Annotated in this window: 17 protein-coding genes and 1 pseudogene; 10 read left to right on the top strand and 8 right to left on the bottom strand. The window is 71.1% G+C overall.

All coding sequences use genetic code 11. The features are described from left to right. The 5 genes and pseudogenes from ACWC94_RS36265 to ACWC94_RS36245 all read left to right on the top strand — a co-directional run. Positions 1-575: pseudogene (locus ACWC94_RS36265) on the top strand (poly-gamma-glutamate synthase PgsB); the annotation flags it as partial. Continuing rightward, on the top strand, positions 572-1,054 hold the full coding sequence (locus tag ACWC94_RS36260; protein WP_351243747.1) for a poly-gamma-glutamate biosynthesis protein PgsC/CapC: 483 nt from the start codon (positions 572-574) through the stop codon (positions 1,052-1,054). The pseudogene ACWC94_RS36265 and the gene ACWC94_RS36260, both read left to right, overlap by 4 nt. A 111-nt stretch (positions 1,055-1,165) precedes the next feature. Continuing rightward, positions 1,166-2,224, top strand: a complete 1,059-nt coding sequence (locus ACWC94_RS36255; RefSeq protein ID WP_450801529.1) for a hypothetical protein — start codon at positions 1,166-1,168, stop codon at positions 2,222-2,224. A gap of 183 nt (positions 2,225-2,407) precedes the next feature. Further along, on the top strand, positions 2,408-2,935 hold the full coding sequence (locus ACWC94_RS36250; protein WP_450801528.1) for a hypothetical protein: 528 nt from the start codon (positions 2,408-2,410) through the stop codon (positions 2,933-2,935). 89 nt (positions 2,936-3,024) lie between these two features. Then, the gene (locus ACWC94_RS36245) at positions 3,025-3,975 is read left to right on the top strand and encodes a chitinase (RefSeq protein WP_450801527.1); all 951 of its coding nucleotides are present in this window, start codon (positions 3,025-3,027) and stop codon (positions 3,973-3,975) included. A gap of 41 nt (positions 3,976-4,016) precedes the next feature. Here the strand turns inward: ACWC94_RS36245 and ACWC94_RS36240 are convergent, their stop codons facing one another. Next, on the bottom strand, positions 4,017-4,202 hold the full coding sequence (locus tag ACWC94_RS36240) for a DUF397 domain-containing protein (protein WP_450801526.1): 186 nt from the start codon (positions 4,200-4,202) through the stop codon (positions 4,017-4,019). Continuing rightward, entirely contained in the window at positions 4,199-4,975 is a 777-nt protein-coding gene (locus ACWC94_RS36235; protein ID WP_450801535.1) for a helix-turn-helix domain-containing protein, read from the bottom strand. Before ACWC94_RS36235 ends, ACWC94_RS36240 begins: the two co-directional genes overlap by 4 nt. 102 nt (positions 4,976-5,077) lie before the next feature. Between ACWC94_RS36235 and ACWC94_RS36230 the strand changes: the two genes are divergently transcribed. After that, positions 5,078-5,482 (top strand): hypothetical protein, encoded by a 405-nt coding sequence (locus ACWC94_RS36230; protein ID WP_450801525.1) that lies wholly within the window; start codon positions 5,078-5,080, stop codon positions 5,480-5,482. Here the strand turns inward: ACWC94_RS36230 and ACWC94_RS36225 are convergent. The 3 genes from ACWC94_RS36225 to ACWC94_RS36215 are packed head-to-tail and all read right to left on the bottom strand — an operon-like array spanning position 5,466 to position 7,116. Continuing rightward, complete coding sequence (locus tag ACWC94_RS36225) at positions 5,466-6,128, bottom strand: DUF5063 domain-containing protein (protein WP_450801524.1); 663 nt, start codon at positions 6,126-6,128, stop codon at positions 5,466-5,468. The genes ACWC94_RS36230 and ACWC94_RS36225 overlap by 17 nt on opposite strands. Continuing rightward, entirely contained in the window at positions 6,121-6,720 is a 600-nt protein-coding gene (recR, locus tag ACWC94_RS36220) for a recombination mediator RecR (RefSeq protein WP_450801523.1), read from the bottom strand. Before recR ends, ACWC94_RS36225 begins: the two co-directional genes overlap by 8 nt. 51 nt (positions 6,721-6,771) lie before the next feature. Further along, on the bottom strand, positions 6,772-7,116 hold the full coding sequence (locus ACWC94_RS36215; protein ID WP_450801534.1) for a YbaB/EbfC family nucleoid-associated protein: 345 nt from the start codon (positions 7,114-7,116) through the stop codon (positions 6,772-6,774). 255 nt (positions 7,117-7,371) lie between these two features. Between ACWC94_RS36215 and ACWC94_RS36210 the strand changes: the two genes are divergently transcribed. After that, positions 7,372-8,121: an SLATT domain-containing protein gene (locus ACWC94_RS36210; protein ID WP_450801522.1), complete on the top strand. Its 750-nt coding sequence runs from the start codon at positions 7,372-7,374 to the stop codon at positions 8,119-8,121. A gap of 19 nt (positions 8,122-8,140) precedes the next feature. Here ACWC94_RS36210 and ACWC94_RS36205 read toward each other — a convergent pair whose 3' ends face one another. The 3 genes from ACWC94_RS36205 to ACWC94_RS36195 all read right to left on the bottom strand — a co-directional run bounded on the left by ACWC94_RS36205 (position 8,141) and on the right by ACWC94_RS36195 (position 11,282). Next, a complete protein-coding gene (locus ACWC94_RS36205) occupies positions 8,141-10,060 on the bottom strand; it encodes a serine/threonine-protein kinase (protein WP_450801521.1) in 1,920 nt (639 codons plus the stop codon). A 101-nt stretch (positions 10,061-10,161) separates the two neighbouring features. After that, on the bottom strand, positions 10,162-10,656 hold the full coding sequence (locus ACWC94_RS36200; protein ID WP_450801520.1) for a MarR family winged helix-turn-helix transcriptional regulator: 495 nt from the start codon (positions 10,654-10,656) through the stop codon (positions 10,162-10,164). Next, on the bottom strand, positions 10,653-11,282 hold the full coding sequence (locus ACWC94_RS36195; RefSeq protein ID WP_450801519.1) for a DJ-1/PfpI family protein: 630 nt from the start codon (positions 11,280-11,282) through the stop codon (positions 10,653-10,655). Before ACWC94_RS36195 ends, ACWC94_RS36200 begins: the two co-directional genes overlap by 4 nt. Before the next feature lie 138 nt (positions 11,283-11,420). On the opposite strand from ACWC94_RS36195, the gene ACWC94_RS36190 reads away from it, so the two are divergent. The 3 genes from ACWC94_RS36190 (at position 11,421) to ACWC94_RS36180 (ending at position 14,318) form a co-directional block, all read left to right on the top strand. After that, positions 11,421-12,776 (top strand): aminotransferase class III-fold pyridoxal phosphate-dependent enzyme, encoded by a 1,356-nt coding sequence (locus ACWC94_RS36190; RefSeq protein WP_450801518.1) that lies wholly within the window; start codon positions 11,421-11,423, stop codon positions 12,774-12,776. 147 nt (positions 12,777-12,923) lie between these two features. Next, the gene (locus ACWC94_RS36185) at positions 12,924-13,619 is read left to right on the top strand and encodes a GntR family transcriptional regulator (protein WP_450801517.1); all 696 of its coding nucleotides are present in this window, start codon (positions 12,924-12,926) and stop codon (positions 13,617-13,619) included. Between the two features lie 48 nt (positions 13,620-13,667). Continuing rightward, on the top strand, positions 13,668-14,318 hold the full coding sequence (locus ACWC94_RS36180; RefSeq protein ID WP_450801516.1) for a hypothetical protein: 651 nt from the start codon (positions 13,668-13,670) through the stop codon (positions 14,316-14,318). The last annotated feature ends 27 nt before the right edge of the window (positions 14,319-14,345 follow it).

Genomic DNA, 14,345 nt, shown 5'->3' with positions numbered 1-14,345 from the left:
AACTCCTCGGCGTGGACCGCGCAACGGCCCTGCAGGGGATGTACGACGCCCCGCCGGACCCCGGTGTCCTCTCCGTCGAGCGCTACCGGACGCCCCAGGGCAGCACGCTCGCCTTCGCCAACGTGTTCGCGGCCAACGACCCCGAGTCGACGCTGATGAACATCAACCAGCTCCTCGACCTCGGCGCCATCCACCGCCCCCTGCACGTGGTCATCAACTGCCGCCCCGACCGCGTCGAACGCAACGGCCAGATGGGCCAGATCATCCCCGAGCTGGCCCCCGACACGGTCTTCCTGATCGGCCATCCCACCAAGAGCGCCCGCGAGGGCATCCCCGGCGGCTGGGGCGGACGGATCGTCGACCTCGGCGGCGACGACCGCGACCCCGACAACCTCACCGCCGACCTGCTCGCCGACCTGGACGGCGACGCGTCCCTCGTCGCCATCGGCAACATCCACGGCCAGGGCGAGCTGCTGCTGGAACGCCTCGCCCACCTCCCCTCCGCCGACACCGAGTCGGCCGCCCCCGGCATGTCCCGCTTTCCCGCTCAGCGCACCGGAGACAACGACCAGTGACCCCCGTCCACCTCAGCCCGGACATGGCCGCGATCGGTATCACGCTCGGGCTCCTCTTCTCCCTGATCTGCTACCTCACCACCAACCTCTCCCCCGGGGGCATGATCACCCCCGGCTGGCTGGCGCTGATCCTCGTCGGGAACTGGCGGCTGTTCCTCATGGTGATCGGGGTGACCGTCCTGACGTACGGCTGCACGCGTCTGGTGCAGGGCGTCGTGATCCTCTACGGCAAGCGGCTGTTCGCGGCGGTGGTGCTGTGCGGGGTGCTGATCCAGGCGACGTGTTTCCTGCTCCTGCAGTACAAGTTCCCGTACCTCTTCGGCCACCAGACCCTCGGTTACATCGTGCCCGGCCTCGTCGCCTACCAGCTGGTCCGCCAGCCGCCCCGCGCCACCCTCGTGGCCACGTCCACGGTCACCCTCGGCGCGTACGTCGTCCTCACCACGGGCGTCCTGCTGGGCGCACTGCCCGGCCTGTAAGCCGCTGTGCCACCCGCCACGTGACCGGCACGTGGCCCGGTATCCGACCCGGCGTTCGACTCGGTGTTCGAAGCGCCCGCTGTCCCAGACGAAAGGGAATCCCCACCCGCCATGGCCGCCGCCCCCGCCGCTCCCACCGCCCGACGCAAGCGGAACCAACGGCTCTCCCTCGCCCTTCTCGCAGCCGTGGCCCTCGCCGCCGGCGTGGCCACACACCAGCTGCGCACCGCCGGCGGCCCGGCCGCCGCCCGCACGGTCGATTCCGGCCAGGACCGGCTGCCCCCCGCCCGTGCCCGGGGCCTCCATTACGACCGTCTGGCCGACCCCGCCCGCACCGTCGTCCGGGACGGCTCCGGCGCCGTGGTCGCCACCCTCACGGACGGGGCCCGCACCGCCGTCCTCACCGGGCCCGGCCGCACCTTCACCGAGCCGCGGACCACCACGTCACATGTGATCACGGACAGTTGGGTACGCCTGATGCCGCGCACGTGGGCGGCCGGCCAGGAACGGTCGAAGTGGTTCGCCGACTGGCTGCGCGCCAACCGCGGCAGCACGAAGCCGGACGTCCTCGCCGCGGCCCTGCAGTACCGGGCGGGAGAGAAACCCCTCAAGGACGCGAAGGGCGTCCGGTACGCGGGAGCGGCGACGTACGGCACAGCCGGTGACGACAACGCGGGGACCACCCGTCCCAGCACCGACTTCTACCAGTATCTGGGCATCCCCTGGACCTTCCCCGACGGTCACACGGTGCACCCCGACAAGGCGCGCTACGGCACCGTGGGCCCGTCGGGCTTCGTACGGCTCGTCTACGGCTACCGAGCGGGCTACCCGCTGCTCGGCCGGGACGACAAGGGCCCGGGCCTTCCCCGCACCGCCGACGCGATGGCCACACAGGGCCCCGGCGTCCCGGTGCTCCGAGGCACGGGCACCCCCGCGGCGCTGAGCAGGCTCCAGCCGGGCGACCTCGTCTTCTTCGCCACCGCCGACCGTCAGGGCCACCGCCTCGACCAGGTCGGCATCTACCTCGGCCTGGACGACGACGGCCACCCTCGCTTCGTCTCCAGCCGCGCATCGGCAGGCGGCCCCACCTTCGGCGACCACGGCGGCTCGGCCCGCCTGGACGGCAACGGCCTCTATGCGAAGGCACTGCGGGCGGCCAAGAGGCTCTGAGGCGTCATCTCATTCGCCGGTTATCCGCGCCTTAAGCGGTACGTAATGAAACCTTAGAAGCCCAACTTCCTCTCCAGCCAAGGGTATTACCGAAAGTAACTCGTTGTACAAAAGTTCGACGGGTTTTCGGCAGCCGAACTCGCGTCACCATGACCGCATTCCCACGAGAGGAAGAAAACAAGCATGCGCTCCCACCTGAAGTTATCGCTCGCCGTCACGGCGGCAGCACTCACCATGACCCTCGCCGCCCCTGCCGCCTCGGCGGACACCGCCACCACCATCAACGTCCATGTGACGGCCTTCGGCTACAACGACAACGACGACGGCAACGGAAACTACGGCACCGCGCAGATTGCCTATCCCCAGATACACAACGAGGCGACCGAAGACCTCGGCACCTACGACCACCCCTCCACCTTCGCCACCGACCCCGGCGAATTCGCCCCCGGCACGCGCATCTACGTGCCGTACCTCCAGAAGTACTTCGTCATGGAGGACGGCTGCGCAGCGTGCAGCTCGGACTGGCAGAACGGCGTGTACCACGTCGACCTGTGGATGGGCCCCGCCGCCACGCAGCCCGAGCCCGCCCTCGGCGACTGCGAGGGTTCGGTCACCCAGGACTCCGGCATCGTCGTCAACCCTGACCCCGGACTGCCGGTCGACACCACCCCGTTGTTCTCCGGCAGGCAGTGCACGGCCGTCCACCACTGAGCAGTGCCGGAGCACCGCCGTACGCGGGCCCGAGCCTGCCCTGCGGACGGCGGGCCTCTTCCCCCCATTCCCTGTCCGACAAGGAAACCATGAACACTCGCATCCCCAAACGCGCTCTCGCCGCGCTCCTCCCACTCACCGGCACCGCCATGCTGGTCGTGAGCGGACAGCCGGCCAACGCCGCGGCAGCGACGTCGACATGGCCCGCGCACTTCGCGGCCCCCTACCTCCAGATCGGTCCCGGCACCGCCGGTGACATGGCCGACGACATGGCCGCCACCGGCCTGAAGCACTACACGCTGGCATTCCTCATCCCCCAGGACGGCTGTACGGCCAAATGGGAATTCAACGGCGACCCCGTCGGAGCGTTCAGTTCGGAAATCAACGCGCTCAAGAACAACGGCGGAGACGTGACCATCTCCTTCGGCGGAGCCGCCGGCGGCGAACTCGCCCAGACCTGCACCTCCGTCTCCGACCTGACCGCCGCCTACGCCGACATCGTCAACACCTACGGCGTCACCCGGCTCGACTTCGACGTCGAAGGCGCGACCCTCGACGACACCGCCGCCAACACCCGCCGCAATCAGGCACTCGCCGCGCTTCAGGCACAGAACCCCTCGGTCCAGGTGACCTACACGCTCGCCGTCGCCCCCGACGGCCTCCCCTCCGCACAGACCGCACTCCTGCAGGATGCCAAGGACAACGGTGTCAACGTCAGCACCGTCAACCTCATGACCATGGACTTCGGCGACGGACACAACGCGCTCGCCGACGCCGAGTCGGCCGCACAGTCAACCGCCGGTCAACTCGCCCACATCTACGGCGTTTCCGACTCCCAGGCCTACGGGATGATGGGCCTGACGCCGATCGCCGGCAAGAACGACGACGACGAAGTCTTCTCCCAGTCCGACGCGGCCACGCTGGAGAACTTCGCCGCGTCCAACGGAGTCCAGGAACTGTCCTTCTGGGAAGTCGACGGATACGACAAGCCCACTGGCTACGCCTACTCCAACACCTTCAACCGGATCAGCACCGACTGACACCTCCTGACCGAGGAGGACGCCGCACTGCGGCCCGAGGCTCAAGCCCCGGGCCGCAGTGCCGAGATGAACGCCGACCATGCGGGGGCGGGGACGTGGAGTTCGGGGCCGGTGGGGGCCGTCTTGGAGTCGCGGACGTGGATGCGGGTGGCGAAGGCGACTTCGACGCAGGCGCCGCCTTCGGAGTTGCTGTAGCTCGCTTTGCACCACTTCAGCTGCTCGCTCATGGCTGATCCACCATCCGCTCGATGAAACGCGCCGACTCATCGGGACTGAGAGCCTCCGCGCGGATCATGCTAAGCGTCTGCGTTGCGCGGCTGACAGCCGCCGGATCGGCCAACAGCGAGCTGGACAACGCCCCTTCGGTGAAAGTGAACCGCTCATGGTCACGGGTCTCCAGCAAAACCATGGGCCCCATGAGCGCTGGGACTGTGGCGCGTTCGAACGGAAGCACCTGGATCACTAGGTTGAGCAGGCGCCCCAGCTCCAGCAAGCGATGCAGCTGCTGCTCGTCGACCTGGGGGCTTCGCAAGGCAGCCTCATACAGGACGAAACTCAAAGCCACTGGCGGCTTTCGCTCCGTCAGGATCGCCTGTCGATCCATCCGCGCGGCGATCCGCTCCTGCACCGTCTCGTCATCCAGGAACGGGACATGGTTCTGGATGAGGGAAGTTGCGTACGCCTCCGTCTGGAGGAGCCCGGGGATGTACGTGACCTCGTACCACCAGAGGCTGATCGCCTCCTTCTCGCGCTCCATGAAATCCACGGCCCCGGCCGGGAACTTCTCCCTGCTCAAGTAGTCCTTCGCCGCGCTCAGCAACCCCTCCGCCCGGCACAACTCATCGGCCACGTCCAGGACTCGGGGCGTCGGCATCCGCACCCCCTGCTCCATCGCCTTGATGGTGTCCGGGGAGTAGTTGGAGGCGGCGGCCAGTTGCTCGCGGCTGACGTTGGCCTTCGTGCGCCAGCGTTTCATCTGGTTGCCACTGAAGCGCCACATGGGCGGCGACTGGGACACCGCATGCACCTCCCACCGGTACACCCCGCCGTGTATCACCTGGGTCACTACCGAGGGTAGCGGCGCGGAGGGCAGCGTGTGACCATGACCAACGGAATTCACCGGCCCGCCTGGGTCCCCGCCCGTGGGCACCGACTCCGCGCGGCCGGTGTGCACTTCGACGCCGTGCGGATCGAGGGGAGACGGGGCGAGGCCGTCGCCGACTGGCTGGTCGAGCGCGGGAACGGCGACGCGGGGCCCATCGTGTGCGCGGGCGGCAGCGGGACGCGGTGGGTGTACTTCCTGCTGGCGCCCGGGGTCGTCCACCGCTACGACTGGCCGCTCGGCGTGCAGTACTTCGGGCGGCGCACCGACCGGACCACCGTCACCTATGTCGGCGTTCCGGCGCTGGACGGCGACACCTGGCCGCTGCGCTGGTACAGCGAACCGACGCCGACCGCGCCGTACGTCGGCGCGGAGGTGCTGCTCGCGGTCACTTCCCCTCGATGATCCCCAGTGGTGCGCCGATCTCCTCGGCCATGACCCGCCCCGCCTCGAACTCCAGGGTCTCGTCGCCGATGGCGGGCTGGTCGGTGTCGAGGCCGTCCAGTTCCTCCAGGGGCTGGTTGAGGCGGACGTGGATGAGGACGGACTGGAGCGCGCGCAGCACGGCGGAGGCCGTGGGGCCCCAGTTGGAGAAGTAGGAGAACTGCCACCACCACAGGGCCTCCGTGGTGCGGCCCGCACGGTAGTGGGCCATGCCGTGGCGGAGGTCGGTGATGACGTCGGCGAGGTCGTCGGAGATACGGGCCGGGACCGGCGCCTTGCGGGGCTCGTACGGGTCGAAGACCTCGGAGTAGACGTCGACCGGTTCCAGCAGCCGGGCCAGGTTCTCGCGCAGCTCGTCCACGTCCGGCTCGGGGCCCAGGTCGGGCTCGTAGCGCTCCTCGGGAACGATGTCCTCGTGGGCGCCCAGACGACCGCCGGCCAGCAGGAGCTGGGACACCTCCAGGAGGAGGAAGGGAACGGTCGAGCCGGGCTCGTCGCCCTTCGCCACCTCCGTGACGGCCACCAGGAAGCTCTCGACCTGGTCCGCGATCTGGACCACGAAATCGTCCGGGTTCTGCGTCGAGTCGTGCAGTGTGGCGTCAGACATCTAGGAGTCGTCTCCCCTCGAAGGCGCGGCCGAGGGTGACCTCGTCCGCGTATTCCAGGTCGCCGCCCACCGGGAGGCCGCTGGCCAGGCGGGTGACCTTCAGGCCCATGGGTTTGATCATGCGGGCGAGGTAGGTGGCCGTCGCCTCGCCCTCCAGGTTGGGATCCGTCGCCAGGATCAGCTCCGTGACCGTCCCGTCGGCCAGCCGCGCGAGGAGTTCTCGTATGCGCAGGTCGTCCGGGCCCACGCCCTCGATCGGGCTGATGGCGCCGCCGAGCACGTGGTAACGGCCGCGGAACTCGCGGGTGCGCTCGATGGCGACGACGTCCTTCGGCTCCTCGACCACGCAGATGACCGACGGGTCACGGCGCGGGTCACGGCAGATGCCGCACAGCTCCTCCTGTGCCACATTGCCGCAGGTCGCGCAGAAGCGGACCTTCGCCTTGACCTCCAGGAGCGCCTGCGCGAGCCGCTTCACGTCGGCCGGCTCCGCCTGCAGGATGTGGAAGGCGATCCGCTGCGCGCTCTTGGGACCGACGCCGGGCAGCCGCCCCAGCTCGTCGATGAGGTCCTGGACCACGCCTTCGTACACCGGACTGCCTTTCCTTAAGACCTTTCGGTACGTACCGTAGTTGGCCCGGGCTCAGAACGGCAGACCGGGGATGCCCGTGCCGCCGCCGAGACCCTGGGCGAGCGGGCCGAGCTTCTGCTGCTGCAGGGCCTGGGCGTTCTCGTTGGCCGCCTGCACGGCCGCCACGACCAGGTCGGCGAGGGTGTCCGTGTCCTCCGGGTCGACCGCCTTCGGGTCGATCTTCAGCGCGCGCAGCTCGCCGGCGCCGGTCACGGTGGCCTTCACCAGACCGCCGCCCGCCTGCCCGTCGACCTCCGTGTTCGCCAGTTCCTCCTGCGCCCGCTGCAGATCCTGCTGCATCTTCTGGGCCTGCTGGAGCAACTGCTGCATGTTGGGCTGGCCACCACCGGGGATCACGATCAGCTCCTCTACGTTCTTCTTCTTGGGCACGAGCCTACGTGGTCCACGTCCCCATCGCCCCGCCACTCTTTCGAGTGAGAACAACGGCAGCCCTATACCTGATCAAGGCCCTCTTCCGAGCGGAAAAGCCGGGAAAGCTCCCTCTTCGCCACCCATTGGGCGGTAGGAAAGGTGCCGCGCGTCGGCATGGAATCGGCATGGTATGTCACGCAACGTGACCGGTCGTGATCAGTGATCAGTAGGGAGTGCCGGGTGGGTCAGCCGGAGATGCAGCCCGAGGGTCCGCCACAGGACGGGCGGGGCGAGGGTGCGGCCGGGCTGCGGCCGGGCGATCTGAGCGGGCGGACCCTTCCGCTCGGGGACTGGGGGGAGCCCGCCGAGCGGCTCGACGAGCTGTACCGATGGGTGGAGCGCGGGGCGCTGGAGACCGCGTCCTGGTATCTGCGGGACCGGGTGTGGAAGCGGCGCGGCGCCCGGGTGCTGCGCTCGGGCGCGGCGGCGGGCGCGGTGACCGGTGCCGCGCTGCCGCTGCTGGATCTGGCGGGAGCGGCCGACGGGGTGGCGCCCTGGGGCTGTGTGGCGCTGCTCCTCGCGGTCGCCTGCGTCGGCGTCGACCGGTACTTCGGTGTGACGTCCGGCTGGATGCGGGACGTGGCCACCGCGCAGGCGGTGCAGCGGCGCCTGCAGGCGCTGCAGTTCGACTGGGCCTCCGAGAGCGTCCGGGAGGTGCTGGGTCCGGCGGAGGGCACGGCCGGGGAGGCCGCCGAGCGGTGCCTGGGGGTGCTGCGGCGGTTCACCGAGGACGTCACGGAGCTGGTGCGCGCGGAGACGGCCGACTGGATGGTGGAGTTCCGCACGGGTTCCGCACCGCTGGGCATCCAGGCGGCGGTGGCGTACGTCCCGCGCCAGGAGGCGGGGAGCTCCGGCGGCCGCTTTCCGCTGCCGCCGGCCAACGGCTCCCGCCCGAACATGCCACGGCAGCGGCCCCCCGAGCCGCGCTGAGGAGCGCCCCGGCGGAGCCCTACTGCTTCGTGTACGTCAGGCTCTCCCCGCCGTCCGCCTTGGCCCGCTTCAGACCGCCGTCCGGCAGCAGGGTGACCTCGGTGGGCTCGCCAGGGGAGCAGGAGGAGGCGGGCCGGCCGCTGGTGACGGTGGACGGTCCGATCTCCAACGGCCCGTTACTGCTGGGCTGTTGGGTGAGCGCGGCCTCGAAGACGCAGTGGTACGTCCCCCCGCCCTCCGTCGGCCCGTCCGCCACCAGTGTCAGCACGCTGTCGCCCACCTTGCCCTGTCGGATGGTCAGACGGCGGGTGTTGGTCCCGTTGGCGTTGTCGATCGCCGACGCCCAGGTGCCCAGATAGGCCTCCGGGATCACCCCGTCCGAGGGGGCGGACACGGAGGCGGACGCGGAGGCGGAGACGGTCGGCGTCGACTCGGCCGGGCCGGGCGTCCCGGAGCCCGTGGCGGGCGCGGAACCGACGGCGCCGCCCCCCTCGTGGTGCCCACCGCCGCCGTTCATCAGCGCGTACACCGAACCGCCCGCGCCCAGCGCCACCACCAGCGCGATCACGACGAGCAGCGCGGTCGACCGCCCACTGCGCCGCTCCGGTTCCTGCACCGCGCCGACCGCCGACGGCCCGTACGGCGGCGTGGACCCGAGCCCGCCGCCGTACGGGTTGAACGACTGCGGCGGGTACCCGTAGGCGCCGCCCGACTGCGGATACGACGGGGGGTACGACGGCGGATACGACTGCGCAGCCGGCTGGGGATGCTGCTGCGCATACCCGTACCCGGACCCGGGAGCCACCGGCGGCACCGGCGGCGGAGCCTGACCCGACACGACGGTGGGCAGCTGGTTCACGCCACCGGCACCGGCCCCCGCGTCGGAGACGGGGGCGTGCTCGGGCGACGCCCCGCCCGCACCGTTCCCGGCCACGGAACCCCCCGCACCCGCCGACGGCACGTCCGCCGCACCAGGGCCACCCGCGCCCGACGACCCGCCCGACGAGACCCTCTGCGGATCCTCGACCTCCAGCAACTGCACGGCGTGCCGCCCGAGTTGGGCGACCAGTGCCCCCGGCAGCCAGGGATCCCGGGACCGCCCCCCGGTCACGGTGTCCTCCGCCCCCGTCCGCTCCAGCAGCGCGTCCAGCGTCGGCCGGGCCCCGGGCTCCTTGCGCAGGCACTCCCGCACCAGGTCGGCGATCCCCTCCGGCACCCCCGCGAGGTCCGGCTCCTCCTGGGCGATCCGGAACATCAGGGCGTGCACCCCGGTGTTGGCGGTCCCGAACGGCAGCGCCCCGGTCGCCGCGTAGGCCAGCACGGACCCGAGGCAGAAGACGTCGCACGCCGGTGTGATCCGGTCCCCCCGCACCTGCTCGGGCGCCATGAACCCGGGCGACCCGACCAGCGACCCGGTCCGGGTCAGCCCCTCCCCGCCCAGCGAGGTCGTCTCCATGGCCCGCGCGATCCCGAAGTCGATGACACGCGGCCCGTCGATCGTCACCAGCACGTTCGACGGCTTCAGATCCCGGTGCACGATCCCCGCCGCGTGGATGTCCTTCAGCGCGTGCGCGAGCCCGGCCGCCAGGATCCGTACGGACCGCTCCGGCAACGCCCCGTGATCACGCCCGACGACCTGCTGCAGACTCGGCCCGGCGACATACCCGGTGGCCACCCACGGCACCGCCGCCTCGGTGTCGGCGTCCAGCACGGGCGCGGTCCAGTACCCGCCGACCCGCTGCGCGGCCTGCACCTCCTGCCGGAACCGCTCCCGGAACTCCTCCTGCGCGGCGAGTTCCTCGCGGACCAGTTTCACGGCGACGGTACGACCCCGGTCCGAGCGGGCCAGATACACCTGCCCCATGCCGCCCGCGCCCAGCCGCGCCAGCAGCCGGTAGCCCCCGATGTGCCGCGGATCCCCCGCCGCCAGCGTCTCCATGGCCGCCCCGCCCTCCACCCGTAAGCCCGGTCCGCACCACGCATACGTGTGCGACGGACCGAGGATAATCCGGCCCTCGGGGGAGTCGCGCGTGCCGCCGTCTACGGTTCCGACGGGGGTGCTTCCGCTCCCGCGGAGCCGAGAGCGGGGGAGGGCCCGCCCAGCTCGTCCAGGACGTCCGACAGCCGCTCCAGCAGCCGTACCGCCTCGGCGAGTTCGGCCTCCCCCATCGCCTGCGCCAGCCGGTCCGCGTAGGCCGCGTGCCCGGGGCCGATCCGGGCCACGGCCGCCCGCCCCCGCTCGGTCGGCGCGAGGAGCTTGGCGCGCCGGTGCGCCGGGTTCGGGCGGTATGCGGCCAGCCCCCGTTCGACCAGCAGATCGGCGATGCGCTGCACGCTCTGCCGCGTGATGCCCATGGCCCGCGCGATACCGGCCACGGGCAGCGGCTCCCCCAGGACCGCGCCGAGCACCTGCCACCAGGCGGCGGTGATCCCGGCCGGGCGGGCCAGCTCCTCGGCGACGGCGAGGAACTGTCCGTTGAGGCGGAAGGCACCGAGGGCGCTGCGGCTGAGCAGTTCCTGCCGTTCCCGGCTCACCGGGCGCGGGCCTGCTGCAGAACGGCGTACGCCTGTGCGTCGGAGTCGTGGTACAGCCGGTACCAGGCGTCCAGCACCTCGCCCTCGTACACCCCGAGGAGCCGGAGGATCTCGCGGGCGAAGGCGACGGGTTCGGTGGGCCCGGCGGTGATCAGGCCGCCGTCGGTCACGGCGTCCGTCTCGACGTACCGCCCGGCGCCCGCGTAACCGGTCGCGGCCAGGTGGAAGGAGGCCGCGCCGGTGTGGGCGCGGTCGTCGAGGAGGCCCTCGCGGGCGAGGCCGGCGGTGGCGCCGCAGATCGCGGCGACGGGCACGCCCGCGTCGAGGAAGGCGCGGGCGGCCCGGGCGAAGGGGGCGAGGTCGTCGCCCCCCGCCGCGGTACCGGCTGAGGTCGGGGTCCACAGGTCGGCGCCCGGGAGGATCAGCAGCGAGCTGTCCTCGGGCCGCAGGTCGGCGAGGGCGAGGTCGGGCTGGATGCGCAGTCCGCCGATGCTCTTCACCGGCTCGGTGGTGGGCCCGACGGTCAGGACCCGGTAGCCGGCCCGCGCCAGGTAGGCGGTCGCATGCCCCGTCTCCCAGTCGGCGAGGCTCTCGTAGACGGCGAGGTGGACGGTGGCGGGACTCATGACAGCATGCTGTCTTTTCGACAGGATGCTGTCAACACCTGGCCTCCACCGGCGTCGACAACCTGTCGCGGATTCCGCCCGTCCACAGAACAAGACGCCGATATCCCTTCCGCATCGCGGACATTTACGCTCGCGGACATGACCCCTCAGCCCAACCCCGACGCCGGCGCCGCAGTGAAGGCCGCGGACCGCGCGCACGTCTTCCACTCCTGGTCCGCGCAGGACCTCATCGACCCGCTCGCCGTCGCCGGCGCCGAGGGGTCGTACTTCTGGGACTACGACGGCAAGCGGTACCTGGACTTCACCAGCGGGCTCGTCTACACGAACATCGGCTACCAGCACCCCAAGGTCGTCGCCGCCGTTCAGGAGCAGGCGGCGAAGATGACGACCTTCGCGCCCGCCTTCGCGATCGAGGCGCGCTCGGAGGCGGCCCGGCTGATCGCCGAACGGACCCCCGGCGACCTGGACAAGATCTTCTTCACCAACGGCGGCGCGGACGCCGTCGAGCACGCGGTGCGCATGGCCCGGCTGCACACGGGCCGCCCCAAGGTGCTCTCGGCCTACCGCTCGTACCACGGCGGCACCCAGCAGGCGATCAACATCACCGGTGACCCGCGCCGCTGGGCCTCCGACGGCGCCGCGGCCGGTGTGGTCCACTTCTGGGCGCCGTTCCCGTACCGCTCCCGCTTCTACGCCGAGACCGAGGAGCAGGAGACCGCGCGCGCCCTGGAGCACCTGGAGACCACGATCGCCTTCGAGGGGCCGGGCACGGTCGCCGCGATCATCCTGGAGACCATCCCGGGCACGGCCGGGATCATGGTGCCGCCGCCGGGCTATCTGGCCGGTGTCCGCGAGATCTGTGACAAGTACGGCATCGTCTTCATCCTGGACGAGGTCATGGCCGGCTTCGGACGCACCGGTGAGTGGTTCGCCGCCGACCTCTTCGGGGTCGTACCCGACCTCATGACCTTCGCCAAGGGTGTGAACTCGGGTTACGTGCCGCTCGGCGGTGTCGCGATCTCCCCGGAGATCGCCGAGACCTTCGGCAAGCGCCCCTACCCCGGCGGCCTCACCTACTCCGGGCACCCGCTGGCCTGCGCCGCCGCCGTCGCCACGATCGACGTGATGGCGCAGGAGGGCGTGGTCGACAACGCCAGGCGGCTTGGCGAGAGCGTCGTCGGCCCGGCCCTGGCCGAGCTGGCCGCGCGGCACCCGAGCGTCGGCGAGGTGCGCGGCGTCGGCATGTTCTGGGCGCTGGACCTCGTGAAGAACCGCGAGACCCGCGAGCCGCTGGTGCCCTACAACGCCTCCGGCGAGGCGAACGCCCCCATGGCCGCGTTCACGGCCGCCGCCAAGCGGCACGGCCTGTGGCCCTTCGTGAACATGAACCGCACCCATGTGGTCCCGCCGTGCAATGTCACGGAGGCCGAGCTGAAGGAGGGCTTCGCCGCCCTGGACGCCGCGCTGAGCGTGGCCGACGAACACACTCGGTAACCGCACCACACCTGCCGCCGGGCCGATCCGAACGCGTAAGGTGGCGTGCTCGTAGGACATGGATACCCGCGTAGACCCCCGACCACAGGTCGCGGATCGCGGGTACGGACGAGTACGTCACCCGACGTGTGAGGAGAGGCCCCGCCCATGCCCGGCACCGGCGCCGTGACGCGCAGCACCCTGCGCCAGCAGATCGCGGACGCGCTCCGTGACGAAGTGCTGGCGGGGCGGCTGCGACCCGGCCGGGCGTTCACGGTCAAGGAGATCGCCGAGCAGTACGGCGTCTCCGCCACCCCCGTCCGCGAGGCGCTGGTCGACCTGTCCGCGCAGGGCATCCTGGAGGCCGACCAGCACCGCGGCTTCCGGGTTCCGGAGTACTCCGTCAGCGACTACCGGAACATGATCGAGGCCCGCAGCCTGGTCACCGACGGCATGTTCCACGCCCTCACCACCGGCCACCCCGCCTTCCGCACCCCGCCGGAGGACCCCCGTACGACGGCCGCGCTGACCACCGTGCGCCGCCGCGGCGAGGAGGCGGCGCGGGCCGCCACGGCCGGTGACCTCACGATCCTCATCGGCTACGACCTCCGCTTCTGGCGCGAGCTCGGCGCGCTCTTCGGCAACCCCTACCTCGGCGACTTCCTCAACCGCCTGCGCGTCCAGTCCTGGGTGTGCGCCGTGCAGCACCTGCTGCGCCTGCCCGATCTGCGCGGCCGTCTCTGGGCCGGGCACACCGACCTGGTCGACGCGCTGGCCCGCCGCGAGGCCGGAACCGCCCGCTCGATCGTCGCCGCCGCCAACGCCCACTCCCTCGCGCTGCTGGAACACCTGACCAACGGGTAAGCGACAGGTAGCCTTCCCTGACCACCTTCTGTGTGTGAGGAGCCCTCTTTGGCCTGTGACCTGTGGCTGGTACCGCTCGTGGACGTGTTGTGCCACACCCCGGACAACCCGTTCGCCGAGGAACTCGCGCAGTACAACAAGGCACTTGCCGAGGCCCAGCTCCCGCCGGTGCCGGTCTACCAGTACATGCCGGGACTGTCCGGCGAGGTCGCGCCCGTGGCCGGCTTCGACTACGACGCCCTCCACTTCCTGCGCCGCGCCTACCTGCTCCAGGTGTGCGGCCTGCCGGTGACCCCGGTGGACGACCTGGGCGGCGACTACGAGCAACTGCTGGAGATGTTCGAGTCCACGGCCCAGCAGTCCCACCTGGTCTGGCACTACGACCACGCGGGCGCGTACGTCCCGGTCGACTTCCCCCATCCGCTGTCCAACGAGGAACTGCTGGTGGGAGGCGGCCCGTTGGGCTCCTCGCAGACACTGCTGCGCGAACTGGAGTACGTCGCCCCCGCGATCGGCATCGATCCGGCCAACCCCCCGGCGGCCCCGGCGCCCCCCGTGGCCCCCACGGAACTGGAGGAGCCGGCCGTCCCCGCTCCCTACGACCCCAGCCCCTTCGCCCGCGAACGGCACGTGTGGCTGGGCCTGCACGCGGCGGCGACCCGCTCCCTGGCACAGGGCTCGATGATCGTGTTCAGCTGAGCGTCACTCCAGCGGGAGAGCCGGGCC

This window comes from Streptomyces sp. NPDC001135 (assembly GCF_053598395.1).
This window is presented reverse-complemented; position numbering and strand designations above follow the sequence as displayed.